11 protein-coding genes and 3 rRNA genes are annotated in these 23,888 nt (G+C 37.9%); 9 read left to right on the top strand and 5 right to left on the bottom strand.

All coding sequences use genetic code 11. The annotated features are described in order from the left end of the window. Positions 1–142 precede the first annotated feature (142 nt). Positions 143–667 (top strand): hypothetical protein, encoded by a 525-nt coding sequence (locus TYM08_RS03280; RefSeq protein ID WP_422381544.1) that lies wholly within the window; start codon positions 143–145, stop codon positions 665–667. Between the two features lie 560 nt (positions 668–1,227). On the opposite strand, the gene TYM08_RS03285 is transcribed toward TYM08_RS03280, so the two are convergent. Then, complete coding sequence (locus tag TYM08_RS03285; protein WP_422381545.1) at positions 1,228–2,571, bottom strand: sensor histidine kinase; 1,344 nt, start codon at positions 2,569–2,571, stop codon at positions 1,228–1,230. Between the two features lie 214 nt (positions 2,572–2,785). Next, entirely contained in the window at positions 2,786–5,818 is a 3,033-nt protein-coding gene (locus tag TYM08_RS03290; protein ID WP_422381546.1) for a DUF6701 domain-containing protein, read from the bottom strand. A 222-nt stretch (positions 5,819–6,040) separates the two neighbouring features. Here TYM08_RS03290 and TYM08_RS03295 point away from each other — a divergent pair, with 222 nt between their 5' ends. The 5 genes from TYM08_RS03295 to rrf all read left to right on the top strand — a co-directional run bounded on the left by TYM08_RS03295 (position 6,041) and on the right by rrf (position 13,112). After that, positions 6,041–6,799, top strand: coding sequence for an SDR family NAD(P)-dependent oxidoreductase (locus TYM08_RS03295; RefSeq protein WP_422381547.1), 759 nt, complete (start codon positions 6,041–6,043; stop codon positions 6,797–6,799). Between the two features lie 89 nt (positions 6,800–6,888). Beyond that, positions 6,889–7,416: a c-type cytochrome gene (locus TYM08_RS03300; protein WP_422381548.1), complete on the top strand. Its 528-nt coding sequence runs from the start codon at positions 6,889–6,891 to the stop codon at positions 7,414–7,416. A 433-nt stretch (positions 7,417–7,849) separates the two neighbouring features. Continuing rightward, a 16S ribosomal RNA gene (locus TYM08_RS03305) occupies positions 7,850–9,389 on the top strand. Positions 9,390–9,761: 372 nt separating this feature from the next. Continuing rightward, positions 9,762–12,663: ribosomal RNA gene (locus tag TYM08_RS03310) — 23S ribosomal RNA — on the top strand. A gap of 334 nt (positions 12,664–12,997) precedes the next feature. Continuing rightward, positions 12,998–13,112: ribosomal RNA gene (gene rrf, locus TYM08_RS03315) — 5S ribosomal RNA — on the top strand. The 16S, 23S and 5S rRNA genes sit together here, the layout of an rRNA operon. 410 nt (positions 13,113–13,522) lie before the next feature. Here the strand turns inward: rrf and pip are convergent. Together pip and TYM08_RS03325 are read right to left on the bottom strand one after the other, a co-directional pair. After that, on the bottom strand, positions 13,523–14,488 hold the full coding sequence (gene pip / locus TYM08_RS03320; protein ID WP_422381549.1) for a prolyl aminopeptidase: 966 nt from the start codon (positions 14,486–14,488) through the stop codon (positions 13,523–13,525). Between the two features lie 73 nt (positions 14,489–14,561). After that, on the bottom strand, positions 14,562–16,373 hold the full coding sequence (locus TYM08_RS03325; RefSeq protein ID WP_422381550.1) for a L,D-transpeptidase family protein: 1,812 nt from the start codon (positions 16,371–16,373) through the stop codon (positions 14,562–14,564). A 208-nt stretch (positions 16,374–16,581) separates the two neighbouring features. Here TYM08_RS03325 and TYM08_RS03330 point away from each other — a divergent pair, with 208 nt between their 5' ends. From TYM08_RS03330 to sthA, 3 genes are read left to right on the top strand one after another with little or no spacing between them, the layout of a single operon-like run. Beyond that, on the top strand, positions 16,582–18,132 hold the full coding sequence (locus TYM08_RS03330) for a methyl-accepting chemotaxis protein (protein WP_422381551.1): 1,551 nt from the start codon (positions 16,582–16,584) through the stop codon (positions 18,130–18,132). A 14-nt stretch (positions 18,133–18,146) separates the two neighbouring features. Beyond that, complete coding sequence (locus TYM08_RS03335) at positions 18,147–18,944, top strand: HDOD domain-containing protein (protein WP_422381552.1); 798 nt, start codon at positions 18,147–18,149, stop codon at positions 18,942–18,944. Beyond that, entirely contained in the window at positions 18,941–20,353 is a 1,413-nt protein-coding gene (gene sthA / locus TYM08_RS03340) for a Si-specific NAD(P)(+) transhydrogenase (RefSeq protein WP_422381553.1), read from the top strand. The genes TYM08_RS03335 and sthA overlap by 4 nt, the downstream gene beginning before the upstream one ends. A 31-nt stretch (positions 20,354–20,384) precedes the next feature. Here the strand turns inward: sthA and TYM08_RS03345 are convergent, their stop codons facing one another. Next, a complete protein-coding gene (locus TYM08_RS03345; protein ID WP_422381554.1) occupies positions 20,385–23,585 on the bottom strand; it encodes a hypothetical protein in 3,201 nt (1,066 codons plus the stop codon). Positions 23,586–23,888 lie beyond the last annotated feature (303 nt).

Genomic DNA, 23,888 nt, shown 5'->3' on the forward strand with positions numbered 1-23,888 from the left:
AATAGATGAGAAATTGCTTATAGATATTGCAGGTTGTAGGTTTGATATTTATGTTAAAAAATAACAATAAACAGCTGTAATTAAAGAAAGAATTTAAACTCTATTAATGTAGGATAATATAAATAGACCGATTGAGAAAAACATGACGACAAATGACAGTGTGTTAAAACGATTTATTAAAAGATTGCAATTCGCATTTGTATTGACAATTGATTCGTCTGCAACTCAAAAAATTAGCATGGTTGTATTTGGCTTAATGTTATTTTTGCATTTGTTGATTTTTCCATCAGAAGTGATTGGTGGAGAAATTGGTATTGAGTCGTTTAAAAATATCAGTATTAAAATTTTATTATTGTCGATTGTGTTTGCAAGTTTTGAAGCAGTGCTGGTGAATTTGTGGGTGTATTTAATGCGTAATAAAAAACACTGTAAAACTGCGCCAGCAAGTGGTGGCTTTTTAATTGGTTTTATTAGTCCTTTGTTATGTTGTACACCGTTGCTGCCTGCAATATTAAGTGTGGTTGCATTGGTGTTTCCTTCAGCATTAACAGGACAGGGAATCGAGATTCAGTATTTTGTGAATGTCTATCAAATTCATTTAATGGGGTTGGCTTTGTGTTTGCTGATACTGGCTATTGTGCAGAATGTTAAGTCGTTAGAGGAATAAGTGGGAAAGTTAGTGAGTCGCGAAAAAATCTACCGCGCCCTAGGAAATTTGTTCCAGATATTGCTCTAATATCTACTTTCTGTAGGGTTGTCTCTTATGCTCATATGAAGTGTGAGATGATGATTGTCTAATTTTAATAAGTATGAATTGTGTTTAATAAAGAGATGTTAGTGTGCATGATTTTTTTATAATTTATCATTGACTTAAAAGTATATTTTGATGCGTTGTTAATTGTATGAAAAATAATTTCGTAGAAACGATTGGTAATGCCATTTAATATATAATTAGAGAATATCTACAAAACCAATTAATTGAATTAGATAGTAAAGCGAGTAATGCTGACCAACTCGGTTTTTTTAAATTCATTTACTTTTGAATGATATTGTTATTGCAACGTTTCTATATTTATTAATTTTTTTTAATTTAATATGTGTTCTAAATAATAAAATATTCACGATTTTTTTAATCATCATTTGTATGTACTTAATGCATAATGTGTTATTGCTTTTGATCTGTATAGTTGCATATTTTGTAAAATTGTAATTTAGGTGAGGCTTGTTTTATGTTGGATCAATTGGAATGGTGATTTTATAGTGTAATCCACCACCTTCTTGGTTAGTTGCCTCAATAAATCCATTCATTCTTTGTACAATTAAATTGTAGATAATGAAAGTACCAAGTCCTAAACCTTTTTTGCTTTGAGTTTGTGAAAATGGATCATATAAATTTTCTAAATTAGTTGAGTCTCCTTTTCCGTTATCTGAATATTGAATGATCAATCTTTTGTTATTTCTGTCGGTTGTGATGAGTATTTTTATAATGCCAGTGTCAAGCCCTGGAAATCCATGCTGTAAAGAATTCGTTACAAGCTGATTAAAGACTTGAGTTAATAAACTTATTTGTAATTTTGCTTTTACTTCAGTTTCGCTTACAACTATAAATTCGTGTTGAAGCGCTTTGTTTACTTGTTTTATGTTGTCTATTAAATCAGGTATAACGGTATCGATTTCAACTTCTCTAATGGAATCATCTGTTTGATTAGATGCAATGGTTTGGAATTGACCTAATAAGCGAGAAGCTTTACTTTGGTTTTTATTTATTTTATTAAATAAAGTTCCTACAGATTGATGAAAATCTCGCATGTCGCTATCACTTAAATTTCCTTCTAGTTGTTTGGTAAAGAAACTGTCCACTATCGTTTTGAATTCTGTTGTTGCATTTAATGAGTCTGTCAAAGGGTCTGCTAATTCTTCCGAAATGCCTTGCACTAATCTTCCTAACGCTGACAGTTTTTCACTTTCTATGATTTGATCTTGTGCATAAGAAAGTTTTTCCATTGTTTTTTCTAAAAATGAATTTTGATTTTCTAAATCTAAATTTATTTCAGAAAATTGTTTTTGGGATTGAATGCGCACTAGTAACTGGCTAACGATTGCACCAAACAATTTTAAGGTTTCGAGTAATTCATCAGTAATGGGTTTTTGCGAAATTAAATTATCTGAAAATATCCATCCCTGACATTCATTTTTATGAAAAATAACTATGCTTGCATGCCATCCTTTTCCTACACATTCTGTTCCGTCGTATAATTTTCGGTCTTCTTGAACATCAATGATGCCTTTGTATTTATCAGCATCCATTTGAATACGATGGTCATAGCTTATTTCAATGCTTAAATCTTCTTCGTTTCTTAATACGCCATCACGATCTGTGCCCCAAGTGCCTTTTAGTTTGTCATTTTGCTTGTCATATAAAAGCACCCCTAATCGATCAAAGCCTAAATTATTTAAGGCGTAGTCAATAGCTAAATAAGACAATTGCGAGATGTCGCCCGCATAAGAAAGTTGCGTGGTGAGTTCATAAAATTTTGTTATTTTGTCGTTGTTTTTTTTGAATCCGAACATATTTCATTTTACCTATTACAATATCGCTTCTGGTGTTGTATTGCACCTGTGTAAATACTCATAGTAGTGATGGTATTTAAAAAATATGAGTGTTTAAGTCATGTATGGCTTCATAATTTTTTATGGTCTTTATTTTACTATAGCTATTATTTATCAAATATTTATTAATCAATGTGATGTTTTGTTAACGTCACATTGATTTTTTAGTGAAGTACTATCTATATTGATCTTGAGTATAAATAATGGAGTCCTGATTGTTGTTGATTCCAAAATCAATTGTGGATGTTGGTGAATCGACACCTATGCCTAAGTAATCAAATTGCAAGTAGGATGGGACATTGAGTTTAACTTGTAAGCGGCCTGTGTTGTTTTCACCAGGGCCATCAATAGTGGCATTTGCTTCTCCTGATGTTACTCCAGAAAAACTATGAGGCGCTGCAAACGTATTTTGATAAGTTGCGTCACACCAAGTCCCAGACTGTTCCGTACAGGATAAAAATTCAAAATCAGTAAGATTAAATATGCTGCAACTATCACTGGTTATCGTGTAAAAATCCGTTAAATTATTTTGAGTAGCCCATATTTTTAGCTTAACAGGTAAGGTTGCATCCATTAATTCTGATTTAATTTGGTTTTGTAAAAATACTACGCCATAAATAATGGTAGCTCCGGTAATATCGTTGGACTCGAAATTTGAACATCCAGAGCCTGTATCAAAACAAACATCATCAGAGTCCGTTAATAGGGCGCTTGAAACCTGTGCGTATAATTCTGCAGAAAAAGGTAAATCGCTTGTTAATGGTGAACTGTTTGATTTTGGAAACTCAATGGAGTCGACTTCAATTGAAATAACCCAATCACCGTCAAAATTGGTTTCATCTGAAATAGAAGGTGCAAGCCATGAAATATTTGGAGCGGTACCCAGTGTGCTAGTGGTGGCGGTCCTGTTTAATGTGGGTAAAAAACTTGCAGTGTCAAATTTATTAAAATCCCCTGCGTAATTTAATACAGGTAAGCCAGAAGCGTTTAATGCGTTAAACGTAAAATCTAATGTTGTATCTAAAGCTAATTCTTGTCCTTGATAAGTAATGCCGCAAGCATTAAATCCGTCAACTAAATTGACAGCGTTTAAACTGACGCTGAAATGATCTGGAATGAATCGGCCCACAGTATTTAAAGTGGTTAATGCATCCACGCCACTGTTTAAAAATCCGTTGTTAGTAATTTGTGCGCTTAATGACACAATACCTGCTTCTGAATAACTTAAAACATAATCATGACTATTACTTGAATAATCGCTGCTTGAAGTTGTGCCAGATAATGTTCCAGTGACTCCGCCTGCAGGTAGCAAATTTGAAACCGTAATTTCTATGGCTTCATTGGTTGAATTAAAATTGGGGATCACATCGTTATCACTTAGGTCTGCGCCTACATCAACTATTCCGTCATTGTTGATATCATCTGCGCTGTCCCATAAAACGGGTGTGACAGTAAGGGTAAAGTTTTCATCTACAGCTTTAAAAATAGAGCCATTGGCATCTGCAGCTAAGCTATTTGCTGCATCTGCATCGTTAGCAACATCCATAGCCAAGGCAAATGGGCGTAAAGTTATAGTGGGTGATTGACCTTCAATTCTTAATGGTGCACCAAATTTATCATTTTTATATTGTGAAATTTCGTCCAATACATAAAATTCAAATTGGCCAACATCATCATTAGTCAATGTGATATTGGCAATACCATTAACAAAGTTAAAAGTCTCATTAAATGAGTTTGGCTCATTACTTTTTAGCTTCACATTGTTTAATTTAGGTGCGTTATTTCCCGTTAATAAAACAATAGGGTCGTACCAAGATTTGATTTGTACTTGATTGTAATCTGTTGCAATACCACATTGATTACTACTTGCATCCGTTAATATCAGGGTAACTTTCACACCCAATGGTTTGCCTGCAATTTGTAATGCATCAGGCTCTACTAAAAATACGTTATCGGCAAAACTAATATCGCTGCTGTCGGTACTAACTGATGCTGCACTGTCTTCAACAGTAATGATGCTGGTATCTGCGTGGGTGTTTTCTAAATCAAGGACAATCTCTCCTAGATCGGAGGCGACAAATGTGTAACTAGCAAGGCCATCATCATCGGTGCTGTCAGTAAGTGTTCCGTCAGCATTATTAATGCTCCAGGTTCCGTGTGCGCTTGAAACACTTAAATCAATGCTGCCAACATAATCGGTAATTATCGCATTGGATGCATCAAGTGCTCTGATAGTAATTTCGCTGGCAAACCCCGGACAAGTCGACCCTGTGGGTGCAAAGCTGATATTAAAGTGATCAATGCTTGGTGCACCGCCACCTCCAGTTAAAGTACAGATATCAGTAAAACTCGGAGAGGTAGGTGCTAATAATGGGTCTCTATAATTTAATGTGACGGTACTTGATGTCCATATTTCATCTGCGGCAATACTGCCCCAAAATTCATTAGTAGATTGAGATTCGAATTTTCCTTGCACATACATGTAACCCGAAAATGTTGAACCGCTATTAAAAAATACACCATTATAAAAAACAAAAATTAATTTACCTGTATCACCTTCAAGTCCACTTGGTGAATTAAAATCAGCGTAAGATTGAATATAGGCGTAATTTTTTACAAATATTCTTACTGTGCCGCTTCCAATAACATTAAATGCCATGTTTGAAGTGGTGGCTAGAGTTTCGACATAATAATCACCAGCGGCGAAATTAACGGTACCACGATCCCCAAATGTTAAGGATTCAATTTTGTAAACACCACCTGAGGGTGCAGCCATATCTAATTGCCCTTCAGAGTCCATTCCAATGCTTTTAATATCAGTAACAGAGCCGTCAAAACTCATTTGCGACTGATAAGCGACGTAATAATCAGCACCACCAGTTTGGGTTTGAAAAGTAGGTAAGGTAAAAGGAGTAAAAGGAGAACCCGTTGCTGAGCAAAAATCAGAGTCACAAGTTTTTGGGGATTGATAGGCGTTATAAATGATTGAGCTGCCATTTAATGTAGTGTCAGGATTGTTATAGATTACACTTTGGTAGCCGATTTCTATGGTGCCATTATTACTGGATGCACCGACTGCATCTGTAAAAACATCATTACAGCTATCAGAGGCATCAGCCCAAGCAATTGATGTACTTATAAAACCTAAAATCAATAGGCTGAATAATTGTATACTTTTTGAAAAATGCCTCACTTGGTTTTTGAACATATATAACTCGAAATTCGACCGATGTATGTTAAAGGTAGTATCAACATGTTTAATTCGTTGTAAATTTTTGTGTGTTTTGCGTAACCGTTGATTGATGACTCAGCATTTGATTTGATTTGATTAAATAAGGGAGGATGCTTTTTTAATGTGCTTAACACGGGTTAATGCTTTTGAATGCTGTTCGTTTAGTATTGAGTCATTATCAATTTATTAGGGTGTATTATGAATGCAATCAAAGAATCAACTAGATTAGTTGATAAAACAATTCTAATTACTGGTGGCAGCGAAGGGGTTGGGTTCGCTTTAGCTAAAATATTATGTGAACAAAATACAGTGATAATTTGTGCAAGGAATGAGGTGAAATTGAATCGTGCTAAAAAAATGTGCCCAAAATTAATTATATATTGCTGTGATATTACGGATACAGTGCAGCGTAAAAAAATGTTAAATCATGTTATTAATGAGCACCCTTCATTTGACTGTTTGATTAACAATGCTGGTGCAAAGCATGTTACGCAGTTACTCGATCCTATTAATTTAGTGGAATCCATGCATCAGGATATGCTATTAAATTTTACAGCACCGGTTATGTTGTGTTCTGAAATATTGGACTATTTCAAAAAACGACCTCATGCCATGATAATCAATATCACAACTGGATTGGTGTATTTACCAAAGGCTCAGCAAGCATTTTATAGTGCTGCTAAAGCAGCGCTTCATTCTTATACACAAAGTTTGCAGTGGGAGTGTGCCTTACTTAAAGTTGATGTAATAGAAGTTTTATTGCCTTTGATTAATACGCAATTTCATAAAGGCAGCTTGCCAGATAATATTTCCCCAATGTCGGCTTCACAGGCGGCAAAGCAAATAGTTTACCGTGTAAAAAAAGGGAACAAGACTATTCACATCGGCAAGTCGATTCTAGCAAAATGGCTGAGTATTATAGCCCCTTTGACAGGTATGAAAATTATAAATAAATAACTGGTTATCAATGAAGTGTGTGGGGTATGTTTGAGTTTTATACATAAATTATCGTTACAATGGTGTTGTATTATAAATGAGTATAAAAAATGAGATTAACCAAGCTAACTTTAGTATCAGTTCTAAGTTATATAGTTGCTTCTTTATGTAGTGCTCAACCAAGCGAGTTAAATACTGAATTGCAAACTAAGTATAAACAGTATCAGTCAACTTTGGCTGCAAAAAAAGCAAAAGATCTGTTCCAAGTGCCTGATGTTATACATCAAAATAAGCAAACTCAGCGTTGGTATGGCATTGAGCGAATTGATAAAGGTAAAGCTATTTATAATCAATTATGTATCGGTTGCCATTTGAAAGATGGGATAGGTACTGAAAATTGGCAAGAATCGTTGGATGAGGGTGGGTATCCACCACCTCCATTAAATGGCACTGCTCATACTTGGCATCATCCATTGGGTCAATTACATGAAGTAATAAAGTATGGGCTTATTGAATACGGCTCTTCAATGCCTGCTTGGGGAGCTGTTTTAAGTGATGATCAAATTTTGGATTTGATTGCATCTTTTCAATCTTATTGGAGCGATGAGACTTATCAAAGTTGGCTGGAGCGTCATTAAAATTGCTCAGCTTAAAATTCTTCTAAATAAAATCAAATAAAGGTTGCACTCAAATCTAAAGCGCGTATTATTCGCCTCCCTGCTGACACAGAGGGGAATCAAAGCGAAGAACAAAGCGTTCTAAGTCCTTGATTCAGTTAGTAATTTTTAAAATCTAATTCAAAATTAAATTTTAAAAAAGATTGACAAAGGTTCGCAGCTCTATATAATGCGCGCCTCGCTTAACGGCTCCAAGTGAACAGTTAAGCAAACGTTCTTTAACAAACAAAAAAACAATTTGTGTGGGCACTGGTTGAAGTCGAATAGCCGCTCCGCATTTACTAAGGTCTAGTATCTTGTGGATGTGAGAGAGGCACAAAAAATTTGACTCAATTAGAGCTTGCATAGTGAATTTTATTTACAGTAGTTTTAATAATAATGAGTATCTAGATATAAACTGAAGAGTTTGATCATGGCTCAGATTGAACGCTGGCGGCAGGCTTAACACATGCAAGTCGAGCGGAAACGATTCTAGCTTGCTAGAAGGCGTCGAGCGGCGGACGGGTGAGTAACGCGTAGGAACCTACCTAATAGAGGGGGATAGCCCAGAGAAATTTGGATTAATACCGCATAATGTCTACGGACCAAAGTATGGGACCTTCGGGCCATACACTATTAGATGGGCCTGCGTCGGATTAGCTAGTTGGTAGGGTAATGGCCTACCAAGGCGACGATCCGTAGCTGGTTTGAGAGGATGATCAGCCACACTGGAACTGAGACACGGTCCAGACTCCTACGGGAGGCAGCAGTGGGGAATATTGCACAATGGGCGCAAGCCTGATGCAGCCATGCCGCGTGTGTGAAGAAGGCCTTAGGGTTGTAAAGCACTTTCATTGGTGAGGAAAAGTTGGTTGTTAATAGCAATCAGCCGTGACGTTAACCAAAGAAGAAGGACCGGCTAACTCCGTGCCAGCAGCCGCGGTAATACGGAGGGTCCGAGCGTTAATCGGAATTACTGGGCGTAAAGCGCGCGTAGGCGGTATGTTAAGTTGGATGTGAAAGCCCAGGGCTCAACCTTGGAACTGCATCCAAAACTGGCATACTAGAGTATTGTAGAGGGGTGTGGAATTTCAGGTGTAGCGGTGAAATGCGTAGAGATCTGAAGGAACATCAGTGGCGAAGGCGACACCCTGGACAAATACTGACGCTGAGGTGCGAAAGCGTGGGGAGCAAACGGGATTAGATACCCCGGTAGTCCACGCCGTAAACGATGTCTACTAGCCGTTGGGAAGCTTGTCTTCTTAGTGGCGCAGCTAACGCAATAAGTAGACCGCCTGGGGAGTACGGTCGCAAGATTAAAACTCAAATGAATTGACGGGGGCCCGCACAAGCGGTGGAGCATGTGGTTTAATTCGACGCAACGCGAAGAACCTTACCTACTCTTGACATCCAGAGAATTTAGCAGAGATGCTTTAGTGCCTTCGGGAACTCTGAGACAGGTGCTGCATGGCTGTCGTCAGCTCGTGTTGTGAAATGTTGGGTTAAGTCCCGTAACGAGCGCAACCCTTATCCTTATTTGCCAGCGAGTAATGTCGGGGACTATAAGGAGACTGCCGGTGACAAACCGGAGGAAGGCGGGGACGACGTCAAGTCATCATGGCCCTTACGAGTAGGGCTACACACGTGCTACAATGGAGCATACAGAAGGTTGCTAACCCGCGAGGGGGCGCCAATCCTCAAAGTGTTTCGTAGTCCGGATCGCAGTCTGCAACTCGACTGCGTGAAGTCGGAATCGCTAGTAATCGTGGATCAGAATGCCACGGTGAATACGTTCCCGGGCCTTGTACACACCGCCCGTCACACCATGGGAGTGGGTTGCAAAAGAAGTGGCTAGTCTAACCTTCGGGGGGACGGTCACCACTTTGTGATTCATGACTGGGGTGAAGTCGTAACAAGGTAGCCCTAGGGGAACCTGGGGCTGGATCACCTCCTTAAACGATAAGACTTTGATCAGTGTTCACACAAATTGTTTTTTAGATTTTTTGACATAGCTTGGCTAATTTAGTCAGGCTGTATAAAAAATCATGTTCTTTAAAAATTTGGAAAATGAAAATAAGTTTTATGTATTGAAAGACTGTAAGCGCCATTTATGACACTTACATGAAACAATTATTTAAAAACTGAGTTTATATACAAGCGTTGTGCGAAAAAATATCGTTATAAAATGTAATAAATGAAAAAGAGAGATTGAGCGAAAGCTCAAAACCTTGAGTATCACCAAGAACATTATTGGCTTTGTGCATATAACCTAAGTCTTGTTGATCCAATCGTAAGATTGAGTCAATGCAGACTGTTTAGGGTTATATGGTCAAGTGAATAAGCGTACACGGTGGATGCCTAGGCAATTAGAGGCGATGAAAGGCGTGGAAATCTGCGAAAAGCTCGGGGGAGGCGATAACATCCTATAATCCCGAGATTCCTGAATGGGGAAACCCAACCGTCATAAGGCGGTTATCTTTACCTGAATACATAGGGTAAAGAAGCTAACCCGGAGAACTGAAACATCTAAGTACCCGGAGGAAAAGAAATCAACCGAGATTCCCTAAGTAGCGGCGAGCGAAAGGGGACTAGCCCAAAAGTATATATAGTTTTAGTAGAAGGCTCTGGAAAGTGCCGCCATAGTGGGTGATAGCCCCGTATACGAAAGAACTATATACATGATACACGAGTAGGTCGGGGCACGAGAAACCTTGACTGAATATGGGGGGACCATCCTCCAAGGCTAAATACTCCTAATTGACCGATAGTGAACCAGTACCGTGAGGGAAAGGCGAAAAGAACCCCTGTGAGGGGAGTGAAATAGATCCTGAAACCGTGTACGTACAAGCAGTGGGAGCCTACTTGTTAGGTGACTGCGTACCTTTTGTATAATGGGTCAGCGACTTACATTCAGTAGCAAGGTTAACCGAATAGGGGAGCCGAAGAGAAATCGAGTCTTAATAGGGCGTTGAGTTGCTGGGTGTAGACCCGAAACCGAGTGATCTATCCATGTGCAGGTTGAAGGTTGAGTAACATCAACTGGAGGACCGAACCCACTACCGTTGAAAAGTTAGGGGATGACGTGTGGATAGGAGTGAAAGGCTAATCAAACTCGGAGATAGCTGGTTCTCCTCGAAAGCTATTTAGGTAGCGCCTCGGACTTATACCACAGGGGGTAGAGCACTGTTTGGGCTAGGGGGTCATCCCGACTTACCAACCCCATGCAAACTCCGAATACCTGTGAGTACTATCCGGGAGACACACGGCGGGTGCTAACGTCCGTCGTGGAAAGGGAAACAACCCAGACCGTCAGCTAAGGTCCCAAAATCTATGTTAAGTGGGAAACGATGTGGGAAGGCTTAGACAGCTAGGAGGTTGGCTTAGAAGCAGCCACCCTTTAAAGAAAGCGTAATAGCTCACTAGTCGAGTCGGCCTGCGCGGAAGATATAACGGGGCTCAAACATAGTACCGAAGCTACGGATTCTTATTTATAAGAATGGTAGAGGAGCGTTCTGTAAGCTGTTGAAGGTGAATCGAGAGGTTTGCTGGAGGTATCAGAAGTGCGAATGCTGACATGAGTAACGATAAAGGGAGTGAAAAACTCCCTCGCCGGAAGACCAAGGTTTCCTGTCCCATGTTAATCAGGGCAGGGTGAGTCGACCCCTAAGGTGAGGCTGAGAAGCGTAATCGATGGGAAACGGGTTAATATTCCCGTACTTGTTATAGCTGCGATGGAGAGACGGAGAAGGTTAAGTGATCCAGGCGATGGTTGTCCTGGTTTAAGGTAGTAGGTAAGGGGATTAGGCAAATCCGGTCCCCTCTCTTTAGTGAGAATACTGAGAGCCGAATACGGTGAGTCTACGGACTCCGAAGTCACTGATACCATGCTTCCAGGAAAATCTTCTAAGCTTCAGGCTATAACGAATCGTACCCCAAACCGACACAGGTGGTCAGGTAGAGAATACTAAGGCGCTTGAGAGAACTCGGGTGAAGGAACTAGGCAAAATGGTACCGTAACTTCGGGAGAAGGTACGCTGTTGCCGGTGATGGGACTTGCTCCCTAAGCTAGCGACAGTCGAAGATACCAGTTGGCTGCGACTGTTTATTAAAAACACAGCACTGTGCAAACACGAAAGTGGACGTATACGGTGTGACGCCTGCCCGGTGCCGGAAGGTTAATTGATGGGGTTAGTCTTCGGACGAAGCTCTTGATCGAAGCCCCGGTAAACGGCGGCCGTAACTATAACGGTCCTAAGGTAGCGAAATTCCTTGTCGGGTAAGTTCCGACCTGCACGAATGGCGTAACGATGGCCAAACTGTCTCCACCCGAGACTCAGTGAAATTGAAATCGCTGTTAAGATGCAGTGTATCCGCGGCTAGACGGAAAGACCCCGTGAACCTTTACTATAGCTTCGCAGTGGACTTTGAATGTATTTGTGTAGGATAGGTGGGAGGCTTTGAAGCAGCGACGCTAGTTGTTGTGGAGCCAACCTTGAAATACCACCCTGATACATTTGAGGTTCTAACTCAGGTCCCTAATCGGGATCGAGGACATTGTGTGGTGGGTAGTTTGACTGGGGCGGTCTCCTCCCAAAGAGTAACGGAGGAGCACGAAGGTTGGCTAATCCTGGTCGGAAATCAGGAGGTTAGTGCAATGGCATAAGCCAGCTTAACTGCGAGACAGACAAGTCGAGCAGATACGAAAGTAGGTCATAGTGATCCGGTGGTTCTGAATGGAAGGGCCATCGCTCAACGGATAAAAGGTACTCCGGGGATAACAGGCTGATACCGCCCAAGAGTTCACATCGACGGCGGTGTTTGGCACCTCGATGTCGGCTCATCACATCCTGGGGCTGAAGCCGGTCCCAAGGGTATGGCTGTTCGCCATTTAAAGTGGTACGCGAGCTGGGTTTAGAACGTCGTGAGACAGTTCGGTCCCTATCTGCCGTGGACGTTTGAGATTTGAGAAGAGTTGCTCCTAGTACGAGAGGACCGGAGTGAACGAACCTCTGGTGTTCCGGTTGTCACGCCAGTGGCATTGCCGGGTAGCTAAGTTCGGACGGGATAACCGCTGAAAGCATCTAAGCGGGAAGCCTCCTTCAAGATGAGATCTCACTGGAATTTAATTCCCTAAAGGGCCCTGGAAGACTACCAGGTTGATAGGCAAGGTGTGTAAGTGCTGTGAGGCATTGAGCTAACTTGTACTAATTGCCCGTGAGGCTTGACCATATAACGCCTAAGCTGTTTACTAAAATCGTTCCATACGATTTTGAGTATTTCCTCCATCCGTGGAGGGCATACAGACTTAGCGTTATATGAGCTAAATTGTAGAGATACAATGAAGCGAATGAAGCTAAGAAAGATATTTTAAGCACGAAGTTTGTGTGTAAACGAAGAGATAGATACTGTATAATGAGCGACGTAAGTTACTTAAAGTACAGACATAGAACTTAAACTTATTTTCCGAATTTGGATGAAGGTTGCATATTGAGATGAAGGTTAAATACGAAAGTGTTTAATAATAGTCAAAATAGCTAAGACAACTGAAAGCCATAAAGAATTGTTTGACGACCATAGAGCATTGGTACCACCTGACCCCATCCCGAACTCAGAAGTGAAACGATGCATCGCCGATGGTAGTGTGGGGGTTCCCATGTGAGAGTAGGTCATTGTCAAACGCCAAATAGTGAAGAGCCCCGTTAGGATTATCCTGACGGGGTTTTTTATTGCCTGTAGGAAAGTGAAATGATTAAATATAAGCATGAAAGTTGGTATTTTATGAGTTTAACCGTATTATTCGTCCCTGAATAAATTAGAAGCTTGGTAAACAAGACAGCGGAAGGCAACCTTCCTGGCTTGTTTAGTCGCAAGACAGGCTCCAAGCCCGAACATGAAGAGCCCCGTCAGGTTATCCTGGTGGGGTTTTTTATTGCCTGCAAAAAAATAACGAATAAACTATAAAGAAGTAAAATTAAAAAAGCTGTAAGTCGCAGATTAGTTAATTAAAGCAGTAAGTTTTGGTGTGAGAAATGGATTAACAGATAAGGAGCGTTTGAAATTAAATGCCTCTTTCGAGGCATCTTAAATATTAGGCTTTAGAGTCTTGCTTCCCTAACTGCTTCGCCATATTTACGCACGCTTTAAGAAGAGCATCCCTAATACTAGGTTCAAATGCAGAGTGACCCGCTTCCCTTATAATATCTAATTCACAATTATCCCAATGTTTATATAATTCAGTAGCATTATCTAAAGGGCATACCATATCATATCTTCCATGAACGATCACAGCAGGAATATGAGCTATTTTACTCATATTATTGATGATTTGATTCTCTTCAATAAAGCAATAATTTAAAAAGAAATGAACCGAAATTAATGCCATGGGTAACGCAATTCTTGGGTCTAAAAGACCAGTAATTGTTTCTTTACTAGGTTTTAACGTTGAACACGAGCCTTCCCAATTGACCCATGCTCTGGCTGCAGCCATTCTTTGAATCTCGTTTTTACTTGTTAGTTGTTCATAATATGCTTCCAGTAAGCCAGCTCCTGTTCTTCCGTTTACATGGTCTGTAAAAAGCTGCCATTGATCTGGAAATATTCGACTAGCACCTTCGTCGTATAACCATTTATATTCTTGTTCCCTTGCTAAAAACACACCTCGTAATATTAAACCTAATACATTGTTAGGGTACTTCTGTGAATATACCAAACTTAAAGTTGTTCCCCACGACCCCCCAAATAACATCCATTTATCAATATTTAAGTGAGTACGAATATCCTCCATATCTTGGATCAAGTTATTCATAGAGTTATGCTCAAGAAGTGCATGTGGTCTAGATTGTCCACATCCCCTTTGGTCAAACATGATTATATGATAATCATTAGGGTTGAAAAAAGATCTTAATTTTGCATTACTTCCACCGCCAGGACCACCATGTACTACGCAAACAGGAATGCCGTTTGGGTTACCTGATTGTTCAAAATATATTCTATGACCTTGTCTTTCAAAAGTGTGTTCTGAAAAGGGTTTTATATCAGCAAATAAACTGTGCATATCGATCTCAATTGATAAAAATAGCTATTCAAGTAAAGCAATAAAACTGAAGAAATTCCAGTATTAAACAATATTAAGGTGCTAATGAATAATCGTTAACCGCAACGTCGTTACCAATTTGTTGTAACCTATCCCAGTTGTAGACATCTTCTCTTCTTTGTAATTTTCCTTGCTCATCAACATAAGCTGTCCAATAAATTAGATAAACAGGGACAGGTTCTGGCAACTTAACGTATGTTGTCTTGCGCGTATCAATAATATTGTTAAATTTTTGTTGGCTCCAATTAGACTTGCCATCTAAAAGGGCTTGGGCAAGCTCAAGTGGCTTTTCAACACGAACACAACCAGAACTTAATGCTCGGTAATCTCTATCAAATAATTCTCTATGGTTAGTATCGTGTAGGTAAATAGCCATGTCATTTGGAAGTGCAAATTTTACAAGTCCTAATGAGCTGTTGTATCCCGATTTTTGTTTAAAATAAAACGGTAAATTATTGGGGCCAATACTATTCCAATTAATCGTAGTTGGATCTATAACTTTTGCATTTTCACCATATCCTTTTAATATTTCTATATTATGACTGGAAAGGTAATTTGGATCTCTACGAGCTTGAGGGACTATATCTAGCAATGCAATTCGTCTTGGCACTGTCCATGTAGGATTTAATACGACTGTTTTAATCGGATCAATTAATGTAGGTGTTCTTCTATTAGGCCTTCCAACAATTACTTTCATTTTCATTATTGATGCACTATTTTCATATAAATTCAAATCAAATGCAGCCATATTAACCATAATATGCTTTCGACCTAATTCTTCAGGAAGTCGTCGCCAGCGTTTCATATTTAAAGCAATTTGTCTTATGAATCGTTGAGGTGGTGTTTGAAATAGTTTTCTTGTTTTAGGTCCAACTTCACCTGTCGGCTCTAATCCGTTTTGGCTTTGTATAATCTTAATACGTTCAGAAAGTATTTCGTCTAATATTTTTGCAGATTGGGAATAATCAATATCTTTAAAAAAATTTGGATATTCAATTTCAGTCGGGTTGGCTTCATCATAGAAGCTTGCTGCTTCCAAGAAATTAACTTGAGCACGAATTAATGCAATGTCTTTGTGCTCTGAATGCAATTTAATTAACTCTCCTTTTGGTAATGGTTTCCATGTTTGAAAGCTTGAAACCAATATAAAATGATTAAACATTTTACGCATTGTTAAGTAACCTTCATGTTTTGGAAACAGTGCATCGATGGCTTCAAGCAATTGTTGTGCTTCAACATGTTTTATAATCCAAGCAACAACATCATCTGTAGTTAGTCGAACTTGTTCTTCAATGGGTACCTGTACAGCTTCTGAATTATGATGATCATGATTATTCAAATCAGGCACGAAATCATTGTTAAGTGCATCTTGGACGATGCTGACAAAGGCATCGGTAACAAGCATGTCTAATTTTGTAATATCTTTAATGAATACGCTGTGTTTGTTGATTTCATTTTTGAACGGAATATCAGAATATCGATAAAAATATCGATCGTCAGCTACTGCTTCTCTCATTAATGAGATTAATTTATGCCCCTCACTTTTAAATTCTAAATTATTAAACCAAATCATTTCATACCCAGCAGCTTGGTAAATCTCCATTACATTATTTAAATTATAAATTTTTGCTGTTTTTTGATCATATTCAATTCTAGGGGGGTTAGAAATCCAATGTTTAAGATGTTTTTCAATTAGTCCAGGAGGAAATATCGTTGTAATATTTGAATTTGCGGCAAGAGCAAAAACTAAAACACTCATACACATAATCATTAATATAGCCGTCACCAGTATGGGTTGGGCTTTACCATTTTGTGTGGTTGTGTTGATATTTTCCCTTGAAACCATATTGAAACTTCTATTTCGTAAGTGAATGTTACTTTGGAATCTTAAACTTTAAAAATTTAAGCCATTATTAAAAGTATGGCTGAGGTTTTTAAAAGTATTGTATTTTTTCGATTATATTTTTAATTTTTAAATTAGCGCGCTGAGTTTTGTTGGCTACACTGAAAATTAAGTAATATTTATTGGAAAAAACATGAGGCGAAATGGTGAAGTGAATAAGCAAGAAAATGTGCTTTCTGATTCTGCAAATCTTGTATCAGCAACGGATTTAAATAGCCGTATCACATTTTGTAATGATGAATTCTTAAATTACTCAGGATATGATCGTGAGGAACTAATAGGTCAGTCCCATAATATAGTTAGGCATCCTGATATGCCTCAAGTTGCTTTTAAAATGATGTGGGAGAGATTAAAAGATAAAAAACCATGGATGGGTATAGTTAAAAATAGATGCAAAGACGGGAGCTTTTACTGGGTAAATGCATATGTAACCCCAATTTTTGAAAATGAAAATGTAATCGGTTATGAATCGGTCAGAACAAAAGCAGATAAAAGTGAAATAAAAAGAGCTGAAAAAATATATAAAAAAATAAATGAATCTAGTCAACCCTTTGATTTGGTTTATAAAAGTTCACCATATATAGAAATATATTTAATGGTTGCTAGCATAGTTACTTTAAGTTTTACAATTAATTACTTTAGTAACCAGGTACTTCCAGTTTTTTTATCAATCTTGATTTCTGTTTTACTTGGCACAATTATGGGCGGTGTATGGATAAAAAAATATTGTGATAAACATCTAGATTCGGCAGTAAAAGTGACTGATGATAAAATTGCCCAGTATATTTATATTAATGAATCCGGCAGTTTCGGAAGATCCAAACTTGCAGGGTTGATGCGACAAAAACACCTTCATACCGTTTTAGAAAGGCTTCGGCAGCTTGCTAATTTAGTGGATATCCGTACTTCTAAAACTCAAGAAAATTTTGTGGAAACTCAATCTCTTACCAATGAACAAAAACAACAATCGGCATTAGTTGAAAAAAATTCACATCAATTAGTCGCTGGCGTTAATTCTGTAAATGACTCTGCAAATAGTTCTAGAAAAACAACTCAATTAACAATTCAAAATATTAAAAATAGTAATCAGCAGTTACAAAAAACAATAAACTCATTAACCCAGTTGAATACTCATATTGTCAACTCAAATGAAAAAGTTAATATTTTGGCAGAAGATTCAGATGAGATTAAAAATGTAGTTCAGGTGATTCGCTCAATTGCCGAGCAAACAAATCTTTTAGCTTTAAATGCTGCTATTGAAGCTGCAAGGGCTGGTGAACAAGGAAGAGGATTTGCGGTAGTGGCAGATGAAGTTCGAAATTTAGCACAACGAACACAAGACAGTACCGCTTCAATTACGCAAATTATTGATAAATTAACGATCACCACTAATGAAACTGTCACTTCAATGCAGCACTCAAAAGAGCAGTCTGAACAATGTATTTCTCAAATACATATGGTTGAGGAGGAGCTAACACAAATCACAGGTCAAATTAATGCCATAGATGAAAAAGCATTAATGCAGGCTGAAGTGGTAGAAGATCAAACCAAGGCAATCAGTTCAATTGATAAACATGCTCATCGTATTCATGCTTTAGCTGAATCAACAGATGAAAAAATGATGCAAGCAATTGAATTGGCAAACGAATTAAAACAACTGACTCAATATCAACACAAATTGATTTCAGGATTTCAACGTTAAAAAAAGAGGCAAACATGATTGAAGAATTAGCACAGGGTTTATTAGATAAATCAATTGAAGGCAAATTATCAATGCCAATGTTGCCTGAAGTTGCTCAAAAAGCGATGTCATTGGCTCAAGACCCAGATTCTGATGCTGGGAGTTTGGCTAATTTGATACAGTCAGATCAATCTCTTGCCGCACATGTCATGAGAATTGCCAACTCAGCTGCTTACTCACCAAATGGAAATATCATTTCTTTGCAGCAAGCTATCAGTCGATTAGGCATGAATATGATTGCAGAGATTACCTTAACTGCAGCGTTAAGTGCTGTTCGTTTTAAAATAAAAGGATTTGAAAAAACACTGGATCTGATTTGGCAGCATGCTGTATTAAGTGGATTATGGAGTAAGGAAATTGCACGTAAGGCGAGAAAGAATGTTGAAGCCGCCTACATTGGAGGATTACTTCATAGTATAGGTAAACCCGTTATAATTCAGGCATTAGTAAATGATGATCCAAGTGTGACTCCTGAGCAATGTTTGAAGGTTTGTGAATTATGCTTTTTGCAAATTGGTGTTCATATTGCCAATTTTTGGAAAATGCCTGAACAAGTCATAAAAGCCATTCAAATTCAAGATTCCAATGAATTAAGTGATGCCGTTTATATAGGTAGCTTATTTGCTGGAGTAAATTTATCTGAGGAATTAGATTGGGAGTCACTAAAAGGTCAGGAGCGTCTTGCGAGTTTAAATCTTTATGAAGAGGACGTTGAAGCATTAATACAAATGCAGGATAAAATTCAATCTGCGAAAATGGCGATGATGTTATGAATCAAATAAAAGATTTAGATTTTGTTGTAATTGGATCAGGTCCAGCTGGTCAAAAAGCTGCAATTCAAGCTGCAAAAGCAGGTCAGTCAGTCGCTTTAATCGAGCAGGATGCATTATTAGGAGGTGCGTGTGTACATAGAGGGACTATTCCTAGTAAAACATTAAGAGAAAATGCAAAGCGCGTAAATATTATGCGTGAAAATGCAAACTTAGCTAATTTTCAATTAGATGAAACAACAGAAATGAACACGTTGATTGATCGCTTGGATTTAGTACTAAAAGCCCATGATCATTTTATGGTTAAACAAATAAAACGAAATCAAATTGATCATATTCATGGTCGAGCAAATTTTGAAGCCTTTGATGAAAATAAAAACAAGCACGTTATTAAAGTTAGATTTATCCAAGGAGATGAGCAAACTATTTATGCATCGCAAGTAGTGATTGCAACTGGGTCTATTCCTCGTGAGCCTGATGATGTGCCTATAGATCATGAATATATTTTTGATTCGGATTCTATTTTATCAATGCTGTATCTTCCAAAAAGTTTAACTGTGTTGGGTGGCGGTGTGATTGCAAGTGAGTATGCATCAGTTTTTCAAGCCTTGGGGGTAAAGGTAACAATGATTGATAAATATCCAAGACCTCTTGGGTTTATGGATCATGAATTAACCGATCGTTTTGTTCATGCCTTCGAACAAATGGGAGGCACTTGGCTTGGAGATACACAATTGAATAAAGTGTATTGGGACAATAAAAATTCAGTAGTATGTGAAACATCAACAGGAATAGAAATAAAATCTGAAAAATTATTATGTGCAGCAGGAAGAGTTGCGAATATTAAAGGATTAAAAATTGAAAATGTAAATTTAAATTTAAATGATCGGGGCCATATTCCTGTGGATGAAAATTTAGAGACACCTACTAAAAATATCTATGCAGCAGGCGATGTAATTGGACCACCTTCATTGGCATCTACATCAATGGAGCAAGGGCGAAGAGTTGCTTGTAATGCATTGAATTTAGAAATTGGGAAAATGAGCCATTTAATTCCAACAGGTATTTATGGTATTCCCGAATTGTCAGCCGTTGGGCTAACTCAAACGCAAGCTGTAGAAAAGTATGGCGAAGTATTAATAGGACATGCAAATTTTGAAGAGATTGCTCGAGGGCAGATTTCGGGTATTCAAAATGGCATGCTGAAATTAATTTGTTCTGCGGATGCAAAAACTATTTTGGGAGTGCAAATTGTAGGTGAAGGCGCAACAGAATTAATTCATATTGGCCAAATGGCAATGTTAGGTAATTTTAAAGTTAAAGATTTTGTTGAAACAATTTTTAACTTCCCCACGTTAGCAGAAGCGTATCGTGTGGCTGCACTTTCTGCTTTGGGAAAACTTAAAAATTAGAGTAACTTAAAAATTTTAAGTTACTCTAATTTTAAAAAAAGCGATGGATCGATAAGGTAATCGCATTTGCATCACTAGTAAAAGTGCTAAGATTGATTCTTGCAAAAAGATCCGCCTGTAACTGTAATTCAGCTCCTAAAACAAAACTGGGTTGAAAATTAGAGGTGGAATTTATAGTAATTAACTCTGAGTTAGTGCGATTTCTAACCGCCGACAAACCTGTTTTTATAAATAAATTGTAAGGTTTTAGTTGTTCGGCTTTATATAAATAACCACCAACATATAGTGCAGGGGTAAAATAATGCAATTTAGCTTCGCCAGTGATGTCTGGATTATTATTTTTTAGCGTATTAGCCCCTAGATAATTGAATTCTATTTCTGAAAATGCTCGATTATAAAAACGCCATCCTAGTTGAGCTGTGACTGCACTTGAGATCGAATTCTGAGCTTTCCAAGTACTTTGACTATCGTCAGGATTTAATAATGAAACACCTAGCTGGCCACCACCATAAAAACATCTTTGATAATATTCATTAGAATAATTACATGAGCTATAAGGTGTAATTGCTTGAGAAATGGTGGATGTTAAAAGCAATCCTAAGAACAAAAATTGAAATTTATGCGTGCTGAATCTAGTAATCATTATCAAGCTTGTAATTAAACTTATAAATAGAATTGGGAAGGATCCAACCGCTGTATTTACGCCAGGATCTACTTCAAGATAATCAATAATATTGTTGTTGTTAAAGTCACCGTTTTCCAATCCATCTATCCAACCATCATTATCTGAATCCGAATCTAAATAATTAAGTAGCCCATCTTGATCAAAATCATTAAAAGCTAAGACTTTTGCATCATCGATCCCGTCTTTATTCAGATCAATACCATTGGTAATATTGACGTCAAACGCATCATCAATGCCGTCAAAGTCGGAATCTTTTAAAAGTGGTGGAGTTTGTAGTTGTTCTAAATTATCTGTAATACCATCGTCATCACTATCAATACTAAAAACTGGATACAAACTGGACTCATTAATGTCTTTTGCGCCATCATTATTAATATCAATTATACCTAAGAAATCTACATCATAAGCGTCATCGATTCCATCAGAGTCAGAATCATTGCCTGTTAATGGCGCAGAACCACTTTCAATTTGGTCAGATATGCCATCGCCATCACTGTCAGGATCAAGTCTGTCTACAACGCCATCGCCATCGGTATCTTGATTACCTTCTTGTCCGTCAGCTATGCCATCGTTATCATCATCACCATCAATGCTGCTTGGAATACCATCGTTGTCTACATCATCTGAGCTACCATGTTTATTCGGTTCATAATCGGCTAAACCTATAATGCCGTCTGCGTCTTCATCGTCAGTGCCGTCAATCATACCGTCGTTGTTTTCATCTAATATTCCTATTGCAATGGTGGATATGTCGAAAATATTATCGCCGTTGGCATCTAAATCTTTATAATCGGGGATAGAGTCGTTGTCTGTATCGCTTGGGTTTTCAATGAGTTCAGGTGAACCATTTACTAATCCGTCGCCATCAATGTCATTTGCATTGGGGGCTTGACTGCCTCCTGTTGCCACACTGTTTGCTTCAAGTGTATCTAAGATGCTGTCATTATCGGAATCCAAATCTAAAAAATCCGCAACACCATCGTTGTCAGTGTCGATAGCCATTGCATTATCATCAATGCCATCATTATTGTTATCAATTCCAAGGGTAACATCCGCGTCAAATGTATCAATGATGCCATCGCCATCACTATCTATTAACTTTCCATTAATTAGGTGGTTTTCATTTTCAGCGCGATCACTTATCCCGTCGTTATCGGAATCTAAATCAAGAGAATTTATGATGCCGTCATGATCATTATCTAAATCAATTAAACCGTTATTATTTTCGATAATATCCACAATTCCATCGTTATCGTCATCGGGGTCTGTAATGTTTGGGTCTAAATCTTCATCACTATCAAGTAAAATAGTGACTTCGAAAGTTTGAATGTTTGTATTGTTTTCAGGATCGCTCACACTAATTTCAACGGTTAACAAAGTGCTAGCTTGGCCTTTTAAATCTAAACCATTGATTAAATGCAGTTCGCCATTATTAATCTCAAATGCATTGCCCGAGTCGTTGGTTATCTGGATGATTAATTCATTTGAATCATTATCTTCATCAAATACTTGAATGGTTTCGATATAGGTGGTTTTTTCAGCTATGGCAATTTCGACTAATATTTCACTGTTATTATTGGTGAAAATTGGAGCATTTGAAGTGCCGATTTGAACAGTTTTGGTAGAAGCAACTTGAGGGATTTCACCTACTAATTCATTACCAAATTCAATGACATAACCTGCAATATCATTTCCAGAGAATCCATTTTCAGCATCATCAGGGTAGTCGTTCCATGTGCCATTTGCATAAAAATGGCCATATAGCTCATTTCGGTTTTCATAATTATTAGGCTCTTGTGTATCCCAATTTTCGAACATATTATCCACTGGCGTGCCATTGATTAATCCCATCCAAAATGTTTGGCCAGCTTCAGGCCCCGAAACCCATTGCCATTCATTGGTGTCTCCAAGATCAATATTACGTGCGCCCATCCATGAATTGCCATTTATTTTTTCAGTCACAAATTGATTTTCTGTAATTTCAGTAACAGTCACAAGGTAACCAGTCATAGACTGATAAATAGTATTTTGAGCAATAGAATTTGCTTCAGTCCAGCTGATAGCATCTGCTTCAACGTATTTATAAAAATGATTATTGTAAAAGTTAAATAAAATATCTTCCCCAACAGTGAAGGAAATATACCGAGGGCCTTTATCTTGAGTTGCAGTGATCGTGACCGTTCTTAGTAATGCCTGATAGTCACTGTCCAAAGTAGCAGAACCATCAGAGGTAAAAGTAAGAATCCCTTTGCTTGAATCGTAAGAGCCATTAATTGAAAAGTTAGTTGCAATCTCTTGATCAAAATCTAACGTATCTCCAAGTGATAAATTAGCAATAATTACCTGCATTGCGGTTATAGGTTCATCACTAGATAAACTAAAATTTGGATCAACTAGTGTAGGTTGGTTGAGTTTTGCTATAGAAGTGCCATCTGAATTATTAATATCTAAGGCGGCGAAGCCTTGAAGGGGGAATAGAAGACTAAAAAGGATAATCAGTAATGAGAATTTCTGAGTAAATAAAGAATCAAAATTGGGGTTTGTCATAATAGTTCTCATTTTAGAAGCGGGCTTTTTCGTCAATATATGATCGATTCTTGCACGGTTGTTAATTTAAAACTATGAACTCAGGCACGAGTTGTTAAAAAGTGATCAAAAATTGTCAGAAAATACAGATATGGAATATTGTTTAATAGAAAATGAAATATAAACCTTTTTTTAATTCGAAAGAGAAATATAAGTGGAATAATTAAGGAACATTTATTACTCAGGGGTAGTAAATAGAGTAAGTAAATGTGATAAGCGTCACAAAAAGTTACAATAACTGAGTGGTTGATCACTATATTACAC

Origin of the sequence: Marinicellulosiphila megalodicopiae (genome assembly GCF_045862395.1) — a bacterium.
GTDB lineage: Bacteria > Pseudomonadota > Gammaproteobacteria > Pseudomonadales > Natronospirillaceae > Marinicellulosiphila > Marinicellulosiphila megalodicopiae.

Coding starts and splice junctions, on each gene's coding strand:
- TYM08_RS03280 (WP_422381544.1), top strand. CDS start 143: ATGACGACAAATGACAGTGTGTTAAAACGATTTATTAAAAGATTGCAA.
- sthA (WP_422381553.1), top strand. CDS start 18,941: ATGAATCAAATAAAAGATTTAGATTTTGTTGTAATTGGATCAGGTCCA.
- TYM08_RS03290 (WP_422381546.1), bottom strand. CDS start 5,818: ATGTTCAAAAACCAAGTGAGGCATTTTTCAAAAAGTATACAATTATTC.
- TYM08_RS03325 (WP_422381550.1), bottom strand. CDS start 16,373: ATGGTTTCAAGGGAAAATATCAACACAACCACACAAAATGGTAAAGCC.
- TYM08_RS03285 (WP_422381545.1), bottom strand. CDS start 2,571: ATGTTCGGATTCAAAAAAAACAACGACAAAATAACAAAATTTTATGAA.
- TYM08_RS03295 (WP_422381547.1), top strand. CDS start 6,041: ATGAATGCAATCAAAGAATCAACTAGATTAGTTGATAAAACAATTCTA.
- pip (WP_422381549.1), bottom strand. CDS start 14,488: ATGCACAGTTTATTTGCTGATATAAAACCCTTTTCAGAACACACTTTT.
- TYM08_RS03335 (WP_422381552.1), top strand. CDS start 18,147: ATGATTGAAGAATTAGCACAGGGTTTATTAGATAAATCAATTGAAGGC.
- TYM08_RS03300 (WP_422381548.1), top strand. CDS start 6,889: ATGAGATTAACCAAGCTAACTTTAGTATCAGTTCTAAGTTATATAGTT.
- TYM08_RS03345 (WP_422381554.1), bottom strand. CDS start 23,585: ATGACAAACCCCAATTTTGATTCTTTATTTACTCAGAAATTCTCATTA.